24 protein-coding genes and 1 pseudogene are annotated in these 22,229 nt (G+C 72.6%); 15 read left to right on the forward strand and 10 right to left on the reverse strand.

Annotated elements, in window-relative coordinates:
• Window positions 1–29: 29 nt before the first annotated feature.
• The 8 genes from AB0L00_RS34365 to AB0L00_RS34400 all read right to left on the reverse strand — a co-directional run bounded on the left by AB0L00_RS34365 (window position 30) and on the right by AB0L00_RS34400 (window position 5,232).
• Window positions 30–239 (reverse strand): Fic family protein, encoded by a 210-nt coding sequence (locus tag AB0L00_RS34365; protein ID WP_364441410.1) that lies wholly within the window; start codon window positions 237–239, stop codon window positions 30–32.
• A 363-nt stretch (window positions 240–602) separates the two neighbouring features.
• On the reverse strand, window positions 603–941 hold the full coding sequence (locus tag AB0L00_RS34370; protein WP_364441361.1) for a hypothetical protein: 339 nt from the start codon (window positions 939–941) through the stop codon (window positions 603–605).
• Between the two features lie 42 nt (window positions 942–983).
• Window positions 984–1,751, reverse strand: a complete 768-nt coding sequence (gene fetB / locus AB0L00_RS34375) for an iron export ABC transporter permease subunit FetB (protein WP_364441362.1) — start codon at window positions 1,749–1,751, stop codon at window positions 984–986.
• A gap of 149 nt (window positions 1,752–1,900) precedes the next feature.
• Complete coding sequence (locus AB0L00_RS34380) at window positions 1,901–2,572, reverse strand: phosphate ABC transporter ATP-binding protein (protein ID WP_364441364.1); 672 nt, start codon at window positions 2,570–2,572, stop codon at window positions 1,901–1,903.
• A complete protein-coding gene (locus AB0L00_RS34385) occupies window positions 2,569–3,138 on the reverse strand; it encodes a hypothetical protein (protein WP_364441366.1) in 570 nt (189 codons plus the stop codon). The genes AB0L00_RS34380 and AB0L00_RS34385 overlap by 4 nt, the downstream gene beginning before the upstream one ends.
• A 2-nt stretch (window positions 3,139–3,140) precedes the next feature.
• On the reverse strand, window positions 3,141–4,067 hold the full coding sequence (gene htpX / locus AB0L00_RS34390; RefSeq protein WP_345357910.1) for a zinc metalloprotease HtpX: 927 nt from the start codon (window positions 4,065–4,067) through the stop codon (window positions 3,141–3,143).
• 74 nt (window positions 4,068–4,141) lie between these two features.
• Window positions 4,142–4,420 (reverse strand): hypothetical protein, encoded by a 279-nt coding sequence (locus AB0L00_RS34395; protein ID WP_345357907.1) that lies wholly within the window; start codon window positions 4,418–4,420, stop codon window positions 4,142–4,144.
• Window positions 4,417–5,232, reverse strand: coding sequence for a PspA/IM30 family protein (locus AB0L00_RS34400; protein ID WP_364441368.1), 816 nt, complete (start codon window positions 5,230–5,232; stop codon window positions 4,417–4,419). Before AB0L00_RS34400 ends, AB0L00_RS34395 begins: the two co-directional genes overlap by 4 nt.
• A 121-nt stretch (window positions 5,233–5,353) precedes the next feature.
• Between AB0L00_RS34400 and AB0L00_RS34405 the strand changes: the two genes are divergently transcribed.
• Complete coding sequence (locus AB0L00_RS34405) at window positions 5,354–5,941, forward strand: DUF3043 domain-containing protein (protein ID WP_364441370.1); 588 nt, start codon at window positions 5,354–5,356, stop codon at window positions 5,939–5,941.
• Between the two features lie 22 nt (window positions 5,942–5,963).
• Window positions 5,964–6,965 carry an aldo/keto reductase family protein gene (locus AB0L00_RS34410; RefSeq protein ID WP_364441372.1) on the forward strand — a complete coding sequence of 334 codons (1,002 nt, stop codon included), beginning with the start codon at window positions 5,964–5,966 and terminating at the stop codon, window positions 6,963–6,965.
• Between the two features lie 234 nt (window positions 6,966–7,199).
• Here the strand turns inward: AB0L00_RS34410 and AB0L00_RS34415 are convergent, their stop codons facing one another.
• On the reverse strand, window positions 7,200–7,412 hold the full coding sequence (locus tag AB0L00_RS34415) for a hypothetical protein (protein WP_364441375.1): 213 nt from the start codon (window positions 7,410–7,412) through the stop codon (window positions 7,200–7,202).
• A 370-nt stretch (window positions 7,413–7,782) separates the two neighbouring features.
• Between AB0L00_RS34415 and AB0L00_RS34420 the strand changes: the two genes are divergently transcribed.
• The 12 genes from AB0L00_RS34420 to lipB all read left to right on the forward strand — a co-directional run bounded on the left by AB0L00_RS34420 (window position 7,783) and on the right by lipB (window position 21,341).
• On the forward strand, window positions 7,783–8,409 hold the full coding sequence (locus AB0L00_RS34420) for an SCO2322 family protein (RefSeq protein ID WP_364441377.1): 627 nt from the start codon (window positions 7,783–7,785) through the stop codon (window positions 8,407–8,409).
• On the forward strand, window positions 8,406–9,458 hold the full coding sequence (locus tag AB0L00_RS34425; protein ID WP_364441379.1) for an energy-coupling factor transporter transmembrane component T: 1,053 nt from the start codon (window positions 8,406–8,408) through the stop codon (window positions 9,456–9,458). The genes AB0L00_RS34420 and AB0L00_RS34425 overlap by 4 nt, the downstream gene beginning before the upstream one ends.
• Window positions 9,455–11,056: an ATP-binding cassette domain-containing protein gene (locus AB0L00_RS34430; protein WP_364441381.1), complete on the forward strand. Its 1,602-nt coding sequence runs from the start codon at window positions 9,455–9,457 to the stop codon at window positions 11,054–11,056. The genes AB0L00_RS34425 and AB0L00_RS34430 overlap by 4 nt, the downstream gene beginning before the upstream one ends.
• A 64-nt stretch (window positions 11,057–11,120) precedes the next feature.
• The gene (locus tag AB0L00_RS34435; protein WP_364441383.1) at window positions 11,121–11,912 is read left to right on the forward strand and encodes an ECF transporter S component; all 792 of its coding nucleotides are present in this window, start codon (window positions 11,121–11,123) and stop codon (window positions 11,910–11,912) included.
• Window positions 11,913–11,924: 12 nt separating this feature from the next.
• Window positions 11,925–12,869, forward strand: a complete 945-nt coding sequence (locus AB0L00_RS34440) for a bifunctional adenosylcobinamide kinase/adenosylcobinamide-phosphate guanylyltransferase (RefSeq protein WP_364441385.1) — start codon at window positions 11,925–11,927, stop codon at window positions 12,867–12,869.
• A gap of 60 nt (window positions 12,870–12,929) precedes the next feature.
• Window positions 12,930–13,712, forward strand: coding sequence for an adenosylcobinamide-GDP ribazoletransferase (locus AB0L00_RS34445; RefSeq protein ID WP_364441387.1), 783 nt, complete (start codon window positions 12,930–12,932; stop codon window positions 13,710–13,712).
• Window positions 13,713–13,993: 281 nt separating this feature from the next.
• Window positions 13,994–15,478, forward strand: a complete 1,485-nt coding sequence (locus tag AB0L00_RS34450) for a leucyl aminopeptidase (protein WP_364441389.1) — start codon at window positions 13,994–13,996, stop codon at window positions 15,476–15,478.
• A 219-nt stretch (window positions 15,479–15,697) separates the two neighbouring features.
• Complete coding sequence (lpdA, locus tag AB0L00_RS34455) at window positions 15,698–17,071, forward strand: dihydrolipoyl dehydrogenase (protein ID WP_364441391.1); 1,374 nt, start codon at window positions 15,698–15,700, stop codon at window positions 17,069–17,071.
• 48 nt (window positions 17,072–17,119) lie between these two features.
• Complete coding sequence (gene sucB, locus AB0L00_RS34460) at window positions 17,120–18,604, forward strand: 2-oxoglutarate dehydrogenase, E2 component, dihydrolipoamide succinyltransferase (protein WP_364441393.1); 1,485 nt, start codon at window positions 17,120–17,122, stop codon at window positions 18,602–18,604.
• A 50-nt stretch (window positions 18,605–18,654) separates the two neighbouring features.
• Window positions 18,655–19,542 carry a TIGR01777 family oxidoreductase gene (locus AB0L00_RS34465; protein WP_364441395.1) on the forward strand — a complete coding sequence of 296 codons (888 nt, stop codon included), beginning with the start codon at window positions 18,655–18,657 and terminating at the stop codon, window positions 19,540–19,542.
• A gap of 297 nt (window positions 19,543–19,839) precedes the next feature.
• On the forward strand, window positions 19,840–20,577 hold the full coding sequence (locus tag AB0L00_RS34470; RefSeq protein WP_364441396.1) for a peptidase E: 738 nt from the start codon (window positions 19,840–19,842) through the stop codon (window positions 20,575–20,577).
• A gap of 20 nt (window positions 20,578–20,597) precedes the next feature.
• Window positions 20,598–21,341 (forward strand): lipoyl(octanoyl) transferase LipB, encoded by a 744-nt coding sequence (gene lipB / locus AB0L00_RS34475; RefSeq protein WP_364441398.1) that lies wholly within the window; start codon window positions 20,598–20,600, stop codon window positions 21,339–21,341.
• Window positions 21,342–21,359: 18 nt separating this feature from the next.
• Here lipB and AB0L00_RS34480 read toward each other — a convergent pair whose 3' ends face one another.
• Entirely contained in the window at window positions 21,360–21,863 is a 504-nt protein-coding gene (locus AB0L00_RS34480; protein ID WP_364441399.1) for a DUF1877 family protein, read from the reverse strand.
• 240 nt (window positions 21,864–22,103) lie between these two features.
• On the opposite strand from AB0L00_RS34480, the pseudogene AB0L00_RS34485 reads away from it, so the two are divergent.
• Window positions 22,104–22,229, forward strand: a pseudogene (locus tag AB0L00_RS34485) (lipoyl synthase); the annotation flags it as partial.

Below are 22,229 nucleotides of genomic sequence, written 5' to 3' on the forward strand. Positions count from 1 at the left end.
CAGGGATCCTGCTGCTGTAGGTGGGCGGGTCAAGCCGGCTCGACGAGCTCGTTCAGCAGCCGGAGCATCGGCTTAGGATCGCCCAGCATGCTGGCGATCGACGCTTCTGTGTTCCGGTTCGCACTGAGTTCCTGCCAGTTGACCTGGAAGCCCGCGTCTCGAGCGAGCTGCCCGAAAAAAACGCGTTGGGTACGGCCATTGCCTTCTCGGAAGGGATGGATGGCGTTGACCTCCCCCAGATAGAAGGCGAGCCTTTTCGACGAACGGGCTCCGTTCGAGCCTCCTGAGGTAGCGCTCGCGGCACAGGCTACGGAAGATCTCGTCCGAGGCCGACTGGATGTATTGCGGCAGGCAGAAAGTCTGGCCTTTGGCGATCACGACGGTTCTTAACTCACCGGCCCACGAGTAGATGTCACCGAAGATCGCCTTATGGAAGGCTTGCAAGTGAGCAAGGTCGTATTCGCCCGGCAACCGGCGGATCTCAAGCCGGGCGAGCGCCAGGTAGGTCAGGTCGGCCTCAGCCTGCGCCAACTCATCCGGGTCACTGATGCCAAGCTTGTTGATGAGGACGCCGGTTGACGAATCTGTGTAGGGATCGTTACTCACAGACGCCGATACTGCCGCAGAGTCTCCTCGTACATGTCCGTTTCGCTGATCTCACCTCTGGCCCAGCGCTCTGCTCGTGCGACCGCTTCCGCCGAGGGAACGAGTCCCTCAGCCCGGACCGACCCCTCGGCCAGATCGAGGGCACGGCGGCGGCGTTTGTACTCCACGAACTCTTCGTACGCCGCATACGGCAGCAATACAGCCTCGGGCTTGCGCTGAGATCCGAAGACGACAGGCTCTGCGGACGCACCCTCGCGCCGGAATCGCGCGACCGTCTCGGAAAGACGCCGGCGCACCTCGGACAGCGGATGCACGGAGAGCGCGAAGGACGTCATGGCTCCAAGGATACTTGGTAGGTGTACAACTTGCTGTACAACTTAGACGCGGAGGCGGTGGGCCTCGTCGAAGAGCGTGGCCTCGGCGAGGCGGGTCGTGATGTACGCGCTGACGGCCGCGGCCGCGAGCTGCATGTACATCACGACGATCTGGTAACGGATCGCGGTGAGCGGGTCGACGCCGCCGAGGATCAGACCGGTCATCGCGCCGGGCAGGGTGATCAGCCCGACGACCTTCGTGGAGTCGATGACGGGTAGCAGGGCGGTGTGCAGCGCGTCGCGGGTGTGCGGGGCGAACGCCTCCCGGGCGGTGAGGCCCAGCGTCAGGCGGGCCTCGATCGCGGCCCGGCCGGAGGTGACCGCGTCGCGTACGCGCCGCAGGGCCAGACCCACGGCCTGCATCGAGGCACCGATGATCATCCCGGCGACGGGGACGACGACGCGTGCCTGGGCGGGGATGACGTCGAGCAGGACGAGGGCCAGCAGCGTCGTGCCACCGCCCGCGGCCAGGCCCGCGGTGGCCGCGACCCGCGACCGGGGCACCCCGGACCCGCGCCGACCGGCGACCTGCCCGGCGATCACCACCATGATCGCCGCCCAGGCGAACGCCCCCGGCAGCCCGGCGTACTTGAAGATGGCGAGCAGTAGGGCGCCGACGGCGACGAGTTGCACGCCCGCGCGGACGGCCGCGATGACAAGGTCGCGGCTGATCCGCAGGCGCGCCCGCGCGACGATGCCGAGCGCCAGAGCGACCAGTGCGAGCGAGGCCACGACGCCCGGCCACGAGGGGACGTGCACCTCGTGAGTCATGCGGCCTCCTTCGTCGGAGGGGCGACCAGAGACACTGCGCCCATGGCTCGCTCGCTCCGCTCACTCACGCGGCCTCCTTCGTCGGAGGGGCGACCAGAGACACTGCGCCCATGGCTCGCTCGCTCCGCTCACTCACGCGGCCTCCTCGTTCACGACGCCACGGCCCGCAGGTACTCGATCTCCTCGGGAGGGCCGTGTTCGGTGAGTCGTCCGGCGCGCAGGACGAGGACGTCGTCGGCGAGGCGCCGGGCCTGTGCGGTGTCGTGGCTGACCAGGACGGCGGTGCCGCCGGCCGCCCGCAGGTCCTTGACGACCTGTTCGATGGCCTCGGCGCTGGCGCGGTCGAGGGCGGAGGTGGGCTCGTCGAGGAGGAGCACCTCGGGGCGGAGCGCCAGCGTACGGGCGAGGCAGACGCGCTGGGCCTCTCCCCCGGACAGGCCGGCGGTCGGGCGGTCGACGAAGGCGGAGGGCAGACCGGTCTCGACGAGGAGCGAACGTGCGTCCTCCTCCGCCAGGTCGGGACGGCCGACCCGCAGATCGTCCAGGACGGTGTCGGTCAGCAGGGTCGGCTGCTGGGCGACGAGGCCGACGCGGCGGCGCAGCGCGAGGACGTCGAGCGCGGGCAGCGGCGTGCCGTCGAGCAGGACGCGGCCACTCGTCGGCTCCAGCATCCGGTTGAGCAGGCGAAGCAGCGTCGACTTGCCCGCGCCGCTGGGCCCGGCGATCGCCGTACAGCGGCCGGATCGGATGGTGGCGCCGACGTCCTCGAGGATGACCGCGTCGCCGCGGCGAACGCCGACGCTCTCCAGAACGAGGGTCACAGCCCGGGAGCGCCCCATACCGGGAACCACCGGCTCAGGTCGCCCTCGACCGGCAGGTCGGCGCCGACCGCGCCGCGTACCTGCAGCTCCAGGGCGTTGTCCCGCTTCTCGCCCGGCTGTGGGGCGAAGGGGTAGAAGGTGCCGCGCTTGTACAGGTAGACGAGGCCGAAGCGCCTGCCGTCCGGTCCGGTGAAGGCGACCAGCGAGCACAGCAGCTGCGGGCCGAACCCGCCGGCCTCCAGGGCGGCGTTGACCGCGTGCAGGTCCGTGACCAGGCCCACCAGGTCGGCCGGGGCGTGCCGGGCGACCAGCCAGGTGTAGCCGTACGAGTCGGTGCTCAGCTCGACCTTCGGTCCGTCGCCGGCGTCCAGGAGCTCGCGCACGTCCTTCTCGATCTGCGCGAAGGCCGCGCCCTCGGCCGCCCGGAAGCAGACCGCGCCGACGCCCGTCGGCGTCAGGTCGGCCGCGGCCTCGAGTGTCACGGCCGCGGTCGGCAGCGCGAACAACCGGTCGAGGTCGGGCTTCTTGGGCTTCGACCGGCCCAGCAGCGTGTCGAGGAACCCCATGGTCACACTCCCCTGCCGAGCTGGGCGGAGATCTTGGCGAGCTGCTCGAGCCGCTGGTCCAGCGACGGGTGGGTGGAGAAGAGCGTGGAGATGCTGATGCCCTTGGTGAAGGCCGGCGCGAAATAGAAGGCGTTGAACGGCTCGGCCGCCCGCAGGTCCTTGGTCGGGATGCGGGACATCTCGCCGGTGACCTTGGTGAGCGCGGCCGCCAGCGCGGAGGGCCGCCCGGTGAGCAGCGCCGCGGCGCGGTCGGCCGACAGCTCGCGGTACCGCGACAGGGCGCGGGTCAGCAGGAAGCTGATGGCGTAGACGGCGGCGCTGACGCCGATGACGACCAGCAGCACCATCGCGGTGCTCTGGTCGTTGTTGTTGCGATTACGGTCGTTGAAGCCGCCCCACAGGCCCCACTCGAGGCCGAACCGCGTGAGCAGGCCGGCCAGGATGCCGAGGAACGACGCGATCGTCATCACCGCGACGTCGCGGTGGGCGACGTGCGACAGCTCGTGGGCCAGCACGGCCTCCAGCTCGACCGGGTCGAGCCGCCGGAGCAGGCCCGTGGTGACGCACACCACGGCGTTCTGCTGGTTGCGTCCGGTGGCGAAGGCGTTCGGCACGTCGGTGTCGGCGATCGCCACCCTCGGCTTCGGCATGTCGGACATGGCGCAGATCCGGTCGATCACGCCGTGCAGCTCCGGTGCCTCTTCCGCCGACACCACGCGCCCGTGCATGGCGAACAGCGCGAGGCGGTCGGAGAAGAAGTACTGGGCGAGGAGGAAGGCCACGGCGATGACCAGGACGACCAGCCATAGCCGTGGCACGAACACGAAGAAGAACCCGACGAAGACGACGTACAGCAACCCCAGCAGGAACATCGTCAGCAGCATGCGCGATGTGAGTCCTCGGTCGGGTGCGAAGCGCGAGCGCTCCATTGTGTCCCCTTCCTCCCCGTCCGACGCTTTCTACTGGTGAAACGCGCGAACAGGCCCGCTTGTGCCTTAACGGGTCAGTCGGGGATGAGCCCTTCGTCACCCAGCATCGCGCGGACCTCCTCCATCGTGGCGTCCGCGGGAGGAAGAATCAGATCCGACGGCTCGAGGTCCTCGGGCGGCAGCGGCTTGCCGACCGTGCGCACCCGCTCGAGCAGCGCGTGCAGCGCGCCGCGGAACTGGTCCTCGTCGCCGGACTCGATCGCCTTCTCGAGCTCCGCGTCGAGGTCGTTCAGGGCGGACAGATCGCCGTCGGCGACGTCGAGCTGTCCCTCGCCCATCAGCCGGACGATCACTGGCCCTCCCCCGGCTGATGGGGCCGCTGGATCTGCGGCTGGGCCTGCTGGTGCGGCGCGGCCTGGTGCCCCTGCGGCTGACCCGGCGCGGCGTCGATCTGCTTCGGCGCGCCGCCCATGCCCAGCTCGGCCTTCATCTGCTCGAGCTCGAGGTCGACGCCCGGGCCGCTGCCCATGCGGTCCAGCTCGGCCTGGATGTCGTCGCGCGGGCCGGAGTAGTCCTCCAGGGCGCCGGAGGCGAGCAGCTCGTCGATGGCGCCGGCGCGCGCCTTCATGTTCTCGGTCTTCTCCTCGGCGCGCTGGATCGCCAGGCCGACGTCGCCCATCTCCTCGGAGATGCCGGAGAACGCCTCGTTGATCTTGGTCTGCGCCTCGGCCGCCGTGTAGGTGGCCTTGATCGTCTCCTTGCGCGTACGGAAGGAGTCGACCTTGGCCTGCAGGCGCTGGGAGGCGAGCGTGAGCTTCTCCTCCTCGCCCTGCAGCTGCTGGTACTGCGCACGCAGATCGTTCAGCTGGCCGTCCAGACCCGCCCGGCGGGTCAGCGCCTCGCGGGCGAGGTCCTCCCGGCCGACCTGCAGGGCCTTCTTGCCCTGCTCGGTCAGCTTGTTCTGCTGCTGCTCGAGCTGGTTGATCTGGAGCTCGAGACGCTTGCGGGAGGTGGCGACGTCCGCGACGCCCCGGCGGACCTTCTGCAACATCTCAAGCTGGCGCTGGTAGGAATAGTCAAGGGTTTCGCGAGGATCTTCCATCCGGTCCAGTGCCTTGTTGGCCTTGGATTTGAAGATCATCGACATACGCTTCATCACGCTCATCGCGCGTGGCCGGTCCCTTCTGCTGGTGCCTCACAACGCTGCTGGGGTTCGCTGACCACCCTACGCGTTAACGTCCAAGACAGTCATTATGTTCGCCGCGAGCGCCGGTAGGCTGATCTGCGTGTTCCGACGCCGTACCGATACCGCCACAGAGGAGCCCTCGACCACCCCCGAGATCGTCAAACCGGGGGGGAAGGGCCGTCCCACGCCCAAGCGCCGCGAGGCGGAGAGGCGCAACCGCCAGCCGATCACCGCGCCCAAGTCGCGCAAGGAGGCCTACCAGCAGGCCCGTGACCGGCAGTCCCGCGACCGCCAGAAGGTCAAGGAGGGCATGGCCCGCGGCGACGACCGCTACCTGCCCAAACGCGACCAGGGGCCGGCGCGCCGGCTCGCCCGCGACTTCGTCGACTCCCGGCGGACGTTCGGCGAGTACTTCATGTACCTCACCCTGCTGATCCTGCTGCTGGCGATGGTCGCGCCGCTGACCGTCAAGGCGTACGTCTACCAGTTCGGCTGGCCGGTCATGCTGGTGCTGATCATCGGCGAGTCGATCCTCCTCGGCCGGCGGGTCAAGAAGCTCGCCCAGGAGCGCTTCCCCGACGACAACCTCCGCGGTCTCGGCTTCTACGTCGCGACCCGGTCGATGCAGATCCGCCGGTTCCGCATGCCGCAGCCGCGCCTCAAGCCGGGGCAGAAGGACCAGGTCTGACCCTTCGTCTTAGGGTGCGGTCATGGAGTTCCGTCATTTGGGCCGCAGCGGCCTCATGGTCAGCGAAATCTCGTACGGCAACTGGATCACGCACGGCTCCCAGGTGGAGGAGGACGCCGCCAAGGCGTGCGTCCAGGCGGCCCTCGAGGAGGGCATCACCACCTTCGACACGGCGGACGTCTATGCCGGCACCCGCGCGGAGGAGGTCCTGGGCCGCGCCCTGAAAGGTCAGCGCCGGGAGTCCCTGGAGATCTTCACCAAGGTCTACTGGCCCACCGGCGACGGTCCCAACGACCGCGGCCTGTCCCGCAAGCACATCTTCGAGTCGATCCACGGCTCGCTGCGGCGCCTGCAGACCGACTACATCGACCTGTACCAGGCGCACCGGTTCGACCACGAGACGCCGCTCGAGGAGACCCTCAAGGCCTTCGACGATCTCGTACGCCAGGGCAAGGTGCTCTACATCGGCGTGTCGGAGTGGCGCGCCGAGGAGATCGCCCGGGCGCTGAAGATCGCCGACGACATGGGCCTGGACCGGATCGTCTCGAACCAGCCGCAGTACAACATGATCTGGCGGGTCATCGAGTCCGAGGTCGTGCCGTTGTGCGAGAAGGAGGGCGTCGGGCAGATCGTCTGGTCGCCCATCGCCCAAGGGGTGCTGACCGGCAAGTACGCACCGGGCGCCGCCCCGCCCGCGGGGTCCCGCGCCACCGACGAGAAGAGCGGCGCGGCGTTCATCCAGCGGCTCCTGGACGACGAGGTCCTGACCCGCGTGCAGCGGCTCAAGCCGCTCGCCGATGAGGCGGGCCTGTCGATGGCGCAGCTCGCCATCGCGTGGGTCCTGCAGAACCCGAACGTCTCCTCGGCCATCATCGGCGCCAGCCGCCCCGAACAGGTGCGGGACAACGTGAAGGCCGCCGGCGTCAAGCTCGAGGCCGAACTGCTGCAGCGCGTCGACGAGATCCTCACGCCGGTCGTCGAGCGCGACCCGGCCAAGACCGTCAGCCCGTCGCGGCGCCCGTAACGGACCGCGTCCGCCGGCTCTCCCTCCAGGAGAGCCCGGCGGACGCCGACCGCGGCGTTCGGGCCCCGCCGCCCGGGCGCGCCGACCGCAGACAGGGCCGCCGGGCCGGCCCACCCACCGGCCCGGCCGTGTCGCGGACCGCGCGCCCACCGGGTCGTGTCGCGGAGCGCCCCGCCGGCCGGATCGTGACTGCGGAGCGCGCCGCCGGCCGGATCGTGTCACGGAGCGCGCCGGTCAGCCGCCCTGCGGATGGAGGCTCATCGGGCCGTACTCCACGCGCCCGTCCTCCAGGAGGGACACCTGGTCGACGCCCGCCTCCAGGAGGTCGCGCCAGTTCTCCCCCACCCAGGACTCCGCGTCGGCCTGAGTGGTCCAGGTCTCCTCGCCGAAGCCGGGCGCCTCCACCGGTGTCCCGTCGGACTTCTCGTACCGCCAGCTCCAGGGCATCGCTCTCCTCATCTCCGTGCGGCTCGCCCGGCCGCTTCGACCGGGTGCCGCGGCAGCCTCCGAGGTCGGCGTCGCACTCGGACCCACCTCATGATCCGCAGGTTACCGGGGTCGGTCGTTTTGACGCGGTTCACCGCCCCGTGGTCAACTCATCGGCAGCAGCACACGCGCCACGTGGGGGAAGCCGGTCGAAGTCCGGCGCTGACCCGCAACCGTAGGCCTGCGGGCACCCCGCCCGCGGCGAGCCGGAGTGCCCGCGCCGGCGCGAGCGGCTCCGTCGTTCCGTCGTGGTCTGCGGATGGAGTCCGGGCGCGTGCCGCGTTCGGCGCGCCCGCTTCACCGGGGACCGCCTTCCCCCAGAAAGGCGCCCATGCGCAAGATCGCAGCCGGTGTCCTCGCCGCCGCCCTGCTGTTCGCCCCGATGCCCGAGGCGCATGCCGACCCCGTTGCGTTCTGGGGGTACTGGCAGGCCAAGGGCAACACGTGGGCCTTCGCCAGCACGGGCCCGGCCCAGGCCCATCCCAAGGACGGCGCGGTGGAGGGCTGGCGGTTCGCCAGGTCCAGCGGGAACACCGGCACCCCGCCCCGCGCCAAGCCGGACTTCGCCACGATCTGCGGATCCACGGCCGCGGCTCCGGCGGGCAAGAAGCGCGTCGCCGTCGTCATCGACTACGGCGAGGCCGCCGACGCCCCGAAGGGCCAGGCCCCGCCGGCCGCCAAGCAGTACTGCGCGACCGTCCCGCAGAACGCCACCGGCTCCGACATCCTCGCTGCGGCGGGCCGTCCGCAGACGGACAAGAGCGGCCTGATCTGCGCCATCGATTCCTTCGGCCCCTGTGGCGCGCCGGTCGCCGCGTCCCCCTCCGCCACGGCGAGGACGACCGCGGAGAAGAAGAAGGACTCCGGTACGCCGGTCGGGCTGTACGCCGGGATCGGGCTGATCGTGCTCGTCGCGGCGGGCGGCGGGCTGGTCGCGGTGCGCCGGTCGCGTCGATGACTCGACGGCTGCACCCGGGCGCCTGGTGGCTGTGGGCGCTGGGGCTCGCGACGGCGGCCACGCGGACCACCGATCCGCTGCTCCTCCTGCTGGTGGGCACGGTGACCGGAACGGTCGTGGCGGTGCGCCGCACCGACGATCCCTGGGCGCGGGCGTACAGGATGTTCCTGCGGATCGGCCTCGTCGTGGTCGTGGTGCGGCTGCTGTTCGGGGCGGTGTTCGTGGCGCAGACCCCGGGCACCACGCTGGTCACGCTGCCGTCGGTGACCCTGCCGTCCTGGATGGCGGGGCTGCGGGTCGGCGGGCCGGTGACCGCCGAGGGCCTGGCCGTCGCCGGGTACGACGCGCTGCGGCTCGCCACCGTCCTGGTCTGCGTCGGCGCGGCGAACGCGCTGGCCGCTCCGAGCCGCCTGCTGAAGTCGGTTCCCGGAGCGCTGTACGAGGTGGGCGTCGCGGTCGTGGTCGCGATGACGTTCGCGCCGCAGGCGGTCGCGCACGTACGGCGGGTGCGCGACGCGCAGCGCCTGCGCGGCCGCTCCGACCGGGGGATCCGGTCGCTGCGGCGGCTCGCCATGCCGGTGCTCGAGGGCGCGCTGGACCGGTCGGTGCAGCTGGCCGCCGCGATGGACGCGCGCGGGTACGGCCGTACCGCCGCCGTGCCGCGCGCCCGGCGGCGGGCCACCGGGGCGCTGGTCCTGGGCGGGCTCCTCGCGGTGTGCGCCGGGCTGTACGGGCTGCTGGACGGGCAGGCGCCGGCGGCGCTGGGAACGCCGCTGCTGGTCGCGGGGGCGGTCGCCGCCGCGGCCGGTCTGTGGCTCGGGGGCCGCCGGTCGCCGCGGACCCGGTACCGCCCGGATCCGTGGGCGCTGCCGGAGTGGGTCACCGGCGGTTCGGGCGTGCTGGCCGCCGCCGCGATGACCGTCGCCGGCCTCATCGGCACGGACGGCCTGCGGCCCACGCCGGGGACCGCGCCCGGTCTGCCCGTCCTCCCGGCCGCCGGGGTGCTGCTCGCCCTCGCCCCGGTGCTCCTGCGGGGGATCCGGACATGATCCGTTTCGACCGGGTCGGCTTCCACTACGGCGGCGCGCCGGTGCTCACGGACGTCGACCTGAGGATCGAGGAGGGCGAGCTGTGCCTGGTCGCTGGGCGTACGGGCACGGGCAAGTCCACGCTGCTGCGCGCGGTGAACGGCCTGGTCCCCCACTTCACCGGCGGGGTGCTGACCGGCCGGGTGGCCGTCGCGGGGCGGGACACCCGCGACCACCCGCCGCGTGAGCTCGCCGACCTCGTCGGCTACGTCGGCCAGGACCCGCGGGCCGGGTTCGTCTCCGACGTGGTCGAGGAGGAGCTGGCGTACGGCATGGAATCCCTGGGCCTGCCGCCGGACGTCATGCGCCGGCGCGTCGAGGAGACCCTGGACCTGCTCGGTCTGGCCGGGCTGCGGGACCGCCCCCTCGGCACGCTGTCCGGCGGGCAGGCGCAGCGGGTCGCCATCGGCTCGGTGCTCACCACCCACCCGAGGGTCCTCGTCCTGGACGAGCCGACGTCCGCGCTGGACCCGGTGGGCGCCGAGGACGTCCTGGCCACGCTGCAGCGCCTCGTGCACGACCTCGGCCTGACCGTGCTCCTCGCCGAGCACCGCCTGGAGCGGGTCGTCCACCTGGCCGACACGATGGTGCTGCTGCCCGGCGACGGGCGGCCGCCCGCGTACGGCCCGACCGGCGCGATCATGGTGGACTCCCCGGTGGCGCCGCCGGTCGTCCAGCTCGGCCGGCTGGCGGGCTGGTCGCCGCTCCCCCTGTCCGTGCGGGACGCCCGGCGCGCCGCCGCTCCCCTGCGGGAGCGCCTCGCCGCGGCGCCGCCGCCCGCCCCGTCCCCGGGGCCCGGCGACGGCCGGACGCTCGCGTCGGTACGCGGCCTGGAGATCCGGTACGGCCCCGTGCCGGCGCTGCGCGGCGTCGACCTGTCCGTCGCCTCGGGCGAGGTGATCGCGCTGATGGGGCGGAACGGCGCCGGGAAGTCCTCGCTGCTGCGCGCCCTGGTCGGTCTCGTACGCCCGTCGGGCGGACGGGTGCGGGTCGGCGACGCGGCGCCGCATGAGACGCCGCCGCGCGTCATGGTCCGGAACGCGGGCCTCGTCCCGCAGGACGCCGCCGACCTGCTGTACGCCGAGACGGTCGCGGCCGAGTGCGCCGCCGCGGACCGCGACCTGGCCGCCGAGCGGGGAACCTGCCGCGCCCTCTTCGAGCGCCTCGCGCCCGGCGTGGACGACGCACTGCACCCGCGTGACCTGTCGGAGGGACAGCGGCTGGCCCTCGCGCTGGCCGTGATCCTGACCGGGCGGCCGCCGCTGGTCCTGCTGGACGAGCCGACGCGCGGCCTGGACTACACCGCCAAGGAACGCCTGGTGGAGATCGTCCGTGACCTGGCCGCCGGCGGACACGCGGTGGTCCTGGCCACCCACGACGTCGAACTGGTCGCCGAGGTCGCGACGCGCACCGTGGTCGTCGCCGAGGGCGAGATCGTCGCCGACGGTCCGACCGCCGAGGTCGTGGTGTCCTCGCCGGCGTTCGCTCCGCAGGTCGGCAAGATCCTCGCTCCGGCGCCGGTCCTGACGGTGGGCCAGGCGAGGGAGGTGCTGCCATGACCGAGCGAAGCGAGGGAATCAACAGGCACAGCACCTTGGTCATGAGGCCGACGAAGGAGGTCCCATGACCGCGGTCCGGCTGCGCGCGCGCTCCGGGACGGCGCTGCTGCTGGTGTCGCTGGCGGGGCTGGCCGCGTTCTGCTGGCCGCTGTTCGTCACGCCCGGGGCGCGGATCGGCCAGTCGGCCTTCGCCCCCTGGATGTTCGTGCTGCTCCTTCCGTTGCTGCTCGCGGTGGCGCTCGCCGAGGTCGCCGAGGGCGGGATCGACGCCAAGGCGATCGCGCTGCTGGGCGTGCTCGGCGCGGTCGGCGCGGCGCTCCGGCCGCTCGGCACGAACGTCGCGGGGTTCGAGCCGATGTTCTTCGTGCTGGTGTACGGCGGGCGGGTGCTGGGGCGCGGGTTCGGCTACCTGCTGGGGTCGGTGGCGATGTTCGCGAGCGCCCTGATCACGGCGGGCGTCGGTCCCTGGCTGCCGTACCAGATCCTCGGCGCGGCGTGGGTGGGGTTCTTCGCCGGATGCCTGCCGCGACGGCCACGGGGCCGGGCGGAGATCGCGATGCTCGCGGTGTACGGCGCGGTCGCCGCGTTCCTCTACGGCTGGTTGCAGAACCTGGGGTCGTGGCCCTTCGTCGGGGGAATGTCGAGTTCGATCTCCTTCCACCCGGGCGCCCCGCTCGCCGACAATCTCGGGAGGTTCGTCGCGTACAGCTTCGCCACCTCCCTCGGGTTCGACGTGCCGCGAGCGATCTTCACCGCGATCCTGGTGACCGTCACCGGCCGCCCGGTGCTCCTCGCCCTGCGCCGCGCCGCCCGCCGGGCGGCGTTCGAGGCTCCGGCCGACGGCCGCGGCGACTGACGGGCGGCGCGGATGGAGATCGATCTGCTCGGCACGGCGGGGCCGCGCGGCTGGCCCGAGGCCGGCTGCCGCTGCGCCTCCTGCACCCGGATGCGCGCCGCGCGCCGCGGCCTCGAGCCGACCCGTGTCCTTCTCGACGGCGTCCCGCTCGACCGGTGCCGCCGGCGGGAGGTGCCCGGCGGTTACGACGTCCGCACGCCGCGCGGGCACCGGGTCCTGTTCGCGGCCGGGCCGGGCGCGCGGCCCGAACCGGCCGGCCCCGAGCCGTACGACGCCGTGCTCCTCGACCTCATCGGCGACCCGTCGCACCTGGGACGGCTGCGGCGCGCCGGCGCGGTGACCGACGGGACGCGGATCGAGGCCGTCCACGTCGACCACCGCGTCGCGTCCCCGGCCGAACTGGACCGCCGGCTGGGCTTCTGGGCCCGTCCCGCGTCCGGGCCGTGGCGGTCGCTGGTCCTGGGCGGCTCCCGGTCGGGCAAGTCCGAGGAGGCCGAACTGCGGGTGATGGCGCACCCGGAGGTGACGTACGTCGCGACCGGGATCATGCACGCCGACGACCCGGAGTGGCGCGACCGGATCACCGCGCACCGGCGACGCCGCCCCGGCTGGTGGGACACGGCCGAGACGATCGACCTGGCGGGTCTCCTGCGCGACGCGACGGGCACCCTCCTCATCGACGGGATGGGCACCTGGCTGACGGCGGTGTTCGACGCCCTGGGCGCCTGGGAGCAACCGCAGGCGGTGGCGCCGCGCCTGGACGAACTGGTCGGCGCGTGGCGGTCCACCCGGGCCCACGTCGTCGCGGTCAGCGACGAGGTCGGCCTGTCGATCGTCCCCGCCACCGCGAGCGGGCGGGCGTTCCGTGACACTCTGGGGCGGCTCAACCAGCGCCTGGCGGCCGAGTCGGAGGAGACCGCCCTGGTCGTCGCCGGCCGGGTCGTCGACCTGCCGTGACCGCCGGGAACCGGGCGCCCCGGTGGGAGACGTTCGACACAGATCGGCCCGGAGGACGTCGTGAAGCATGAGAACGAGCGGATCCCCGGTTTCGAGGGGCTGCGCCTGGCGGTGTCGCTGCTCACCGTCGTACCGGTGCGGTGCGGCCGGGTGGACCGGGAGACCGCCCGCCGGGCGATGACGCTCGCCCCGGTCGCCGGGCTCCTGGTCGGCGGGGCCGCCGCCGTGGTCGTGACGGTCGCGGGACGGCTCGGCGCCGGGCCGCTGCTCGGCGCCGCCCTGGCGGTCGGGGCGATGGCGCTGCTCACCCGCGGCCTGCACCTGGACGGCCTGGCCGACCTCGCCGACGGGCTGGGCAGCGGACGCCCCGCCGGGGACGCTCTGTCGATCATGAAGCGGTCCGACATCGGGCCGTTCGGGGTCATCACGCTGGTGTTCACCCTGCTGATCCAGGTCGCCGCCCTCGCGCAGGCCCCGCACCGGGCGGTCGCCGTGACCGTCGCGGCGGTGACCGGGCGGCTCGCGGTCACGTGGGCCTGCCGCGCAGGGGTCCCCGCCGCCCGCCCGGAGGGCCTGGGCGCCCTGGTCGCCGGGACCGTACGGCTCCGGGACGGGGTGGCCGCGACGTCGGCCGTCGTGGTCGCCGCGTCGGTCGCGGGCCTGCTCGCCGGGGGCGCGCGCCCGGCCGTGCTCGCCCCGGTGGCCGCGGTGGCCGGGCTCCTGGTCGCGGCGGCGCTGCTGCGACACGCCGTCCGGCGCCTGGGCGGCGTCACCGGCGACGTCCTCGGCGCCCTGGCGGAGACGTCGACGACCGCGGCGATCGTCGTGCTGGCCGTGGCATAGAAGGCGCGGGAGCGTCCCGAGAGTGAAGCTCCCGCGCCGATCGCGGAACGCGCCCTGGCCATGGCGCATGCGAGGCGTCCCGCTGACCGCCGTCCGGGGGCTGCCGCCGCTGCCCGCTTCCCCTCGGCCAGAGGCGGCCTTGGAACGCCCAGGACGACGGGGCCATTCGACGAATGGTAATCGACCAGGCCGGGGCGGAGGTCCGCGCGACGCGTGCCGAAGATCCCCCAAGTCCGTGGACTCGAACAAAGAACCGTGAGGCAGGACTACCATCGGGCTGTGTGACGAACCTCAAACTTGCCAACGCTCAATCCGCATCCCTTGACGTAGACGCCGTCGTGATCGGTGTCGTGACCGATGACTCCGGACCGGTCCTGGCGCCCGGCGCCGCGGGGATCGACGAGGCGTTCCAGGGGCGCCTCGTCGACGCGCTGAGCGGGTTGGGCGCCGGCGGCAAGGCGGGTGAGATCACCAAGGTGCCGACGTTCGGCAACCTGGCCGCCCCGCTGGTGGTGGCCGTCGGGCTGGGCGAGTCGTACGACGCCGAGGCCCTGCGCCGGGCGGCCGGCGTCGCGCTGCGCTCCCTCGCGGGCTCCGGCTCGGTCGCGGTCCGGCTGCCCGCCGCCACCGCGGACGAGGTGGCCGCCGTCGCGACCGGCGCGCTGCTCGGCAACTACGCCTATCTGAACTACCGGACCGGCGACGGGGACAAGCGCCCGGTCTCGGAGATCACGGTGGTGACCGAGACCGACGACGAGGTCGAGAGCGCCCTCGAGCGCGCCAGGACGATCGCCGAGGCCGTCACGCTGGTCCGTGACCTGGTCAACGCCCCGCCGTCCGACCTGAACCCCGAGGTGCTCGCGGAGACCGCGCGCGAGGTCGGTGAGGAGGCCGGGCTGTCGGTCGAGGTCCTCGACGAGAAGGCCCTGGTCGAGGGCGGTTACGGCGGGATCGTCGGGGTCGGCCAGGGTTCGGTCAACCCGCCGCGCCTCGTCCGTCTCGCCTACGAGCACCCCGAGGCGGACAAGACCGTCGCGTTCGTCGGCAAGGGCATCACGTTCGACTCCGGCGGCCTGTCGCTCAAGCCCAGTGACGCCATGGACTGGATGAAGTCCGACATGGGCGGCGCCGGCGCGGTGCTCGGCGCGCTCAAGGCGATCGCCGCCCTGCGGCCGAAGGTCAAGGTCGTCGGCTACCTCGCCATCGCGGAGAACATGCCGAGCGGCACCGCGCAGCGCCCCTCCGACGTGCTCACCATGTACGGCGGCAAGACCGTCGAGGTGCTCAACACCGACGCCGAGGGCCGCCTCGTCATGGCCGACGCGATCGTCCGGGCCGGCGAGGACGAGCCCGACCTGATCGTCGACGTCGCCACCCTGACCGGCGCCCAGCTCGTCGCGCTCGGCACCCGGACGACCGGCGTCATGGCCAACGACGACGACGTGCGCGACAAGGTCGCCGACGCGGCCGGCCGCGCCGGCGAGTCCGCCTGGCCGATGCCGCTGCCGGAGGAGCTGCGCAAGGGCCTGGACTCGGCCATCGCCGACATCGCCAACATCAGCGGTGAGCGCTGGGGCGGCATGCTGGTGGCCGGGATCTTCCTGAAGGAGTTCGTGCCGGACGGCGTGCGCTGGGCGCACCTCGACATCGCCGGCCCGTCCTTCAACCAGGGCCAGCCGTACGGCTACACGCCGAAGGGCGGCACCGGCGCCGCCGTCCGCACGCTCGTCCAGATCGCCGAGGACGCCGCCGCCGGCGCCCTGTGACCGAGGTGAGCACGGAAAGTCCGGCGCGCGGCGCGCGCCGGGCGATACCGGGCGGGCCGCGCGCGGGGGCGGAGCGCCCCCGGCGCGGCGTACCGGCCGAGTGGACGGCGCGAACGGGAGGCGCTGTCCCGGCCCGGCGGCCGGAAGTGGAAAGATGCGTGCGGGAACAGAAATCGCTCCGGGCCGGAGGCGCCCGAGCGGGCATCGAAGGAGCGTCCTGTGTCGAATAGCCCCTACGACATCGTCGTCCTAGGTGGCGGCAGCGGCGGATACGCGTGCGCGCTGCGCGCGGTCGAGCTGGGTCTGAGCGTCGTACTGATCGAGAAGGACAAGCTCGGCGGCACCTGCCTCAACCGCGGCTGCATCCCGACCAAGGCGCTGCTGCACGCGGCCGAGGTGGCCGACCAGACGCGCGAGTCGGCCACGTTCGGGGTCAAGGCCCGGTTCGAGGGCATCGACCTGCCGGGTGTGCACGCCTACAAGGACAGGGTCGTCAGCACCACGGTGAAGGGCCTGACCGGGCTGATCAAGTCCAAGGGCATCACGATCGTCGAGGGCGAGGGCCGGGTGACCGGTCCCACCACCGTCCAGGTCGGCGACACGACGTACGAGGGCCGGCACATCGTGCTGGCCACCGGCTCGGTGCCCAGGTCGCTGCCCGGCCTGGAGATCGACGGTGAGCGCGTCATCTCCAGCGACCACGCCCTCGTGCTCGACCGGATCCCGCAGTCCGTGGTCGTCCTCGGCGGCGGCGTCATCGGCGTCGAGTTCGCCAGCGTGTGGCGCTCCTTCGGCGCCGAGGTCACGATCGTCGAGGCGCTGCCGCACCTGCTGCCGCTGGAGGAGGAGTCCAGTTCCAAGCGGCTGGAGCGGGCCTTCCGCAAGCGCGGCATCAAGTTCGAGCTCGGCGCGCGGTTCGACAGCGTCAAGCACACCGAGTCGGGCGTCATCGTCACCCTCGAGGGCGGCAAGACCCTCGACGCCGACCTCCTGCTCGTCGCCGTGGGCCGCGGCCCGGTCTCGGAGGGCCTGGGCCTGGAAGAGGTCGGGGTCGAGACCGAGCGCGGCTTCGTGAAGGTCGACCAGTACTGCCGCACGAACGTCCCGACCATCTCGGCGGTCGGCGACCTGATCCCGACGCTTCAGCTGGCGCACGTCGGCTTCGCCGAGGGCATCCTCGTCGCCGAGCGGCTGGGCGGCCTGGACCCCGCGCCGATCGACTACGACGGCGTCCCGCGCATCACCTACTCCGAGCCCGAGGTGGCGTCGGTGGGCGTCACCTCCGAGGTGGCCCGGGAGCGCGGTCACGACATCGTCGAGGTCACCTACGACCTGGCCGGCAACCCCCGGAGCAAGATCCTGGGCACGCAGGGCGAGGTCAAGGTGATCGCGGCCAAGGACGGCCCCGTGCTGGGCGTGCACATCGTCGGCAGCCGCGTCGGCGAGCTCATCACCGAGGGCCAGCTGATCTACAACTGGGAGGCCCTGCCGTCCGAGGTCGCCCAGCTCATCCACCCGCACCCGACCCAGTCCGAGGCGATCGGCGAGGCTCATCTCGCGCTCGCCGGCAAGCCGCTGCACGTCCACGGCTGATCCCGCCCGTACCAAGACACGACGTATCAAGAGGAGTCGCAGAGAACCATGCCGGTCTCCGTAACCATGCCCCAGCTCGGCGAGAGCGTGACCGAGGGCACCGTCACCCGCTGGCTCAAGAAGGAGGGTGAGCGCGTCGAGGCCGACGAGCCGCTTCTCGAGGTGTCGACGGACAAGGTCGACACCGAGATTCCGTCGCCGGCCGCGGGTGTCCTGAGCAGCATCACCGTCGCCGAGGACGAGACCGTGGAGGTCGGCGCCGAGCTGGCCGTCATCGCCCAGGAGGGCGAGGCGACCGCCGACGCCGCTCCGCAGCAGGAGCAGGCCCAGCCCGAGCCCGCCCAGCAGGAGGCCCCGGCGCCGCAGCCGTCCGCCCCGGCGCAGCCGGAGCCGCAGCAGCCGTCCGCGCCGTCCTGGCCGCCCGCCCCGGCCGCGCAGCCGGCCGCGGCGGCGCCGCAGTCCCGGCCGGAGCCGCGCCAGGAGGCCCCGGCCCCCGCGCCGGCGCCGCAGCAGGAGGCGGCCGAGCAGCCGTCGGGTGAGAGCCCCTACGTCACGCCGCTCGTCCGCAAGCTGGCGGCCGAGCACGACGTCGACCTGGCGACCGTCAAGGGCACCGGCGTCGGCGGGCGCATCCGCAAGCAGGACGTCCTGGAGGCCGCGCGGGCCAAGCAGGCGCCGCCGCAGCCGCCGGCGCCCGAGCCGGCCCCGCAGGCCGCTCCGGCGCCCGCGCAGCCCGCCCCGGCCGCCGCCCAGGCTCCCGCGGCACCCGCCGCCCGCCCGGCCGCGCCGGTCCCGGCGGAGGTGTCGCGCCTGCGCGGCACCACCGAGAAGATGTCCCGCACCCGTCAGTCGATCGCCCGGCACATGGTCGAGTCGCTGCAGGTGTCCGCGCAGCTGACCACGGTCGTCGAGGCGGACATCACCAAGATCGCGCGACTGCGCGAGCGCGCCAAGGCCGACTTCCTGGCACGGGAGGGCGTGAAGCTCAGCTTCCTGCCGTTCTTCGCCCAGGCGGCCGTCGAGGCGCTCAAGGTGCACCCGAAGCTCAACGCGGTCATCAACTCCGAGACCAACGAGGTGACCTACCACGACGTCGAGAACCTCGGCATCGCGGTGGACGCCGAGAAGGGCCTCATGGTGCCGGTGATCCACAACGCCGGTCAGCTGAACCTCGCCGGCCTGGCCCAGCGGATCGCGGACCTGGCGGAGCGCACCCGCACCAACCGGGTCAGCCCCGACGAGGTCACGGGCGGCACGTTCACGATCACCAACACCGGCAGCCGTGGCGCGCTGTTCGACACGCCGATCCTCAACCAGCCGCAGGTCGGCATGCTGGGCACCGGCTCGGTCGTCAAGCGTCCGGCGGTCATCGACGACCCGCAGCTCGGCGAGGTCATCGCGGTGCGCTCGATCGTGTACCTCGCGCTGACCTACGACCACCGCCTCGTGGACGGCGCCGACGCCGCGCGGTTCCTCACCACCGTGAAGAACCGCCTGGAGGAGGGCAACTTCGAGGCCGAGCTCGGCCTTTGAGGTCGGTGTCGGCACCGCCTTTGGTTCGGTCCGCTAACTAAGCTGCGATCGTGCAGATCGCCATCACCGGTTCGACCGGACTCATCGGTTCGGCCCTCGTCCGCGCACTGCGCGACGAGGGCCTTACCGTTCTCAGGCTCGTACGCCGCCGGCCCACGGCCGACGACGAGGTTCACTGGGATCCGTTCGGGGAGGTGGACATCGCCTCCCTGGAGGGCGTCGACGCGGTCGTCCACCTGGCCGGGGCGGGCATCGGCGACCGCCGGTGGACCGAGTGCTACAAGCAGGAGATCCGCGACAGCCGCGTCGAGGGCACCCGCACCCTCTGCCGGGCCCTGGCCGCGATGGACGACCGGCCGTCGGTGCTGGTGTCCTCCTCGGCGGCCGGTTACTACGGCGACACCGGCGGCCGTACGGTCGACGAGGACAGCCCCTCGGGCGAGGGGTTCCTCGCCGGGATCTGCCGCGACTGGGAGGCCGCCACCGCGCCCGCCGCCGAGGCCGGGATCCGCGTCGTGATCCCCCGCACGGGCATCGTCCTGGCGCGCGAGGGCGGCGTGCTCGGCCGGACGCTCCCCCTGTTCCGCGCCGGGCTCGGCGGCCGGCTCGGCAACGGCCGCCAGTGGATGAGCTGGATCTCCCTCGCCGACGCGATCGCGGCGCTGCGCCTCCTCATCGACGGTCCCCTGGAAGGGCCGGTGAACCTCACCGCCCCCGAACCCGTCACCAACGCCGCCTACACGTCCGCCCTGGGCCGCGCCCTGCACCGGCCGACGGTGTTCGCCGCGCCGCCCTTCGCGCTGCGCCTGGCGCTGGGCGGGCTGGCCGACGAGGGCGTCCTCGTGAGCCAGCGCATCCTGCCGGCCCGCCTCACCGCCGCAGGCTTCGGCTTCCGGCATCCGGACCTGTCGTCCGCGCTCGCCGCCCTGCTGTCCTGAACGCCGGGAGGTCGGTTGGTCCCGGGAGAACCCGGGAGGTCGGTCGGGGTCGGTTGGTCCCGGGAGAACCCGGGAGGTCGGTCGGGGTCGGTTGGTCCGGGGAGAACCCGGGAGGTCGGTCGGGGTCGGTTGGTCCGGGGAGAACCCGGGAGGTCGGTCGGGGCCGGTTGATCTGGGGCGACATGGTGTCCTCTCTTCCAGGAAGTCGCAACGAACGCGCCACTCCCCCTGCGCCGCCCGCCCCCGGGGCCGTACCGTGACGGGTGGCCGTGGGACGTGGAGTGGAGAGGGCGAGTGATGAGCACCGACGGTAAACCGCACATCGTGGCGATCGGCGGCGGCGGCTTCATCCCCACCGACCGCTACGGGCTGACGCCGAGCCCGCTCCTCCGGTACGCCCTGGACCTCACCGGCCAGGACCGCCCGCGGGTCTGCTTCCTCACGACGGCGCTGGGCGACGCCGCCGACGCGATCGCCCGCTTCTACGCGGCCTTCGCCGGGACGGACGCCGAGGTGAGCCACCTGGCGCTGTTCCCGATGCCGAACCACGAGGACCCCGCGGCGCACCTGCTCGCCCAGGACTTCATCTACGTGTCCGGCGGCAGCGTCGCCAACCTGCTGGCGCTGTGGCGCCTGCACGGACTCGCGGACGCGTTCGCCGAGGCGTGGCGTACGGGCGTCGTCCTGTGCGGGCAGAGCGCCGGAGCGCTGTGCTGGCACGTCGGCGGCACCACCGACTCCTTCGGCCCGCAGCTGCGCCCGCTGACCGACGGGCTGGGCCTGCTGCCCTACTCCTGCGGCGTCCACTACGACAGCGACCGGCAGCGCCGGCCACTGCTGCAGCGTCTCGTCGCCGAGGGCGCGCTGCCCGACGGGTACGCCGCCGACGAGGCGGTCGCGCTGCACTACGTCGGCACGGAGTTCGTCCAGGCCGTGTCGTACGTCGAGGGCCAGGGCGCCTACCAGGTCGCCGCCGACGGCTCCGGCGGCGTCAAGGAGACGCGGATCGAGCCTCGGCTGCTGGCGTCCTTCTAGGAACACGTACGCTGAGGGTCGTGAGCGTCAGCGAAGAATCCACCACCGCCCTCTACGAGCTGCCCGCGAGCTCCGGCGAACTGGTCTTCATCCACGCCGGCTTCGGCGAGCGGGCGATCCCGTACGAGGAGGCGTGGGAGCTGCAGCGCCGGCTGCACGAGCGGCGTGTCGCCGACGAGATCCCCGACGTCTGCCTGCTGCTGGAGCACCCGCCGGTCTACACGGCGGGCAAGCGCACGGAGCCGCTGGACCGGCCGATCGGGGACCCGGGCGCGCCGGTGATCGACGTGGACCGCGGCGGGAAGATCACCTGGCACGGCCCCGGGCAGCTCGTCGGATACCCGATCGTCAAGCTGCGGGAGCCCGTCGACGTCGTCGCGTACGTCCGCACGATCGAGGCGGCGCTGATCGACACGTGCGCCGACCTGGGCCTGGCCACCAAGCGGGTCGAGGGCCGCAGCGGGGTCTGGGTGCCCGGCGTGCCCGACCGCAAGGTCGGCGCGATCGGCATCCGGGTGTCCCGTGGCGTCACGATGCACGGGTTCGAGCTCAACTGCGACTGCGACCTGGGCTGGTTCGACAAGATCGTGCCGTGCGGCATCCGCGACGCGGGCACCACGTCGCTCTCCGCGGAGCTGGGCCGCGAGGTCACCGTCGCGGAGGCCCTCGCGCTGGCCGAGGTACGGCTCGCCGAGGCACTCGACGTGTCCGGCACCGCGCACCGCTCACTCGACGCGATGCTCGGCCTGCCGGTCACCTCCTGACGGCGCCTGTGCGCGAGGTCAGCCCATCGCCTTGAAGATGGCCTGTCCCTCCGCCGAGGCGGCCTCGAAGAAACGGGTGAGCCGCTCGTACACCACGCGCAGCTCCCCGTCTCGGATCGCCTCGGCGGGCTCGCCCACCCAGTCCTCCGCGCCCTGGACGCCGAGCTCGGCCATCCGCTCGGCGTCGTAGCGCCCGGCGATGCGCTTGAACTCGGTCGCGGCGAGGTGGTCGGCGGCCAGCTTGACCCGCTCGGCGGTCAGGTAGATGACGTCGACGCCGAGCTCCTCGGCGCCGTCCTCGGTGAGCAGCCGCCCGCCGCAGACCACGTCCGCGGCCGGGTGCGGGCCGTCCCAGGGGTCACCCGTCAGCAGGTAGTGCAGGGCCTGCCACGCACCGGCGACGGGGAGCACGGGATGCTTCTCCCGCCAGTTACCGCCGCCGAACAACGCGCGGGCACGGGCCCCCGGATCGCCTCCGCCCTCGGCCTCCGGAAGCCTGAGGTACGTCATGGCCACTCGCACGCCTGACCTCCGTCATACATCATCCGCACGCGACACCCACGTCACCTTAGAGAGATCGACAGCTACGTATGGTGAGAACGAGATAAAACACCGATCTCAACCTCCCGCCGACGCCACGGCGGGCCGGCGTGGAGTACGGAGCCGACGTCGTTCGGGTCGCGGGCGCGCGTTTTCCCGGAAGATCGTCCACTATGGCACCGCCTTGCGCAACACGAGGAAATACCGACATACCCTGAACGAGTGACAGCCGTATCTCCTGAGGGCCGGAAGTTGTTGCGTGTCGAGGTGCGGAACTCCGCGACCCCGATCGAGCGCAAACCGCCGTGGATCAAGACCCGGCTGTCGATGGGCCCCCAATACCGCGAG

This window comes from Actinoallomurus sp. NPDC052308, from assembly GCF_040679195.1.
GTDB lineage: Bacteria > Actinomycetota > Actinomycetes > Streptosporangiales > Streptosporangiaceae > Actinoallomurus > Actinoallomurus liliacearum.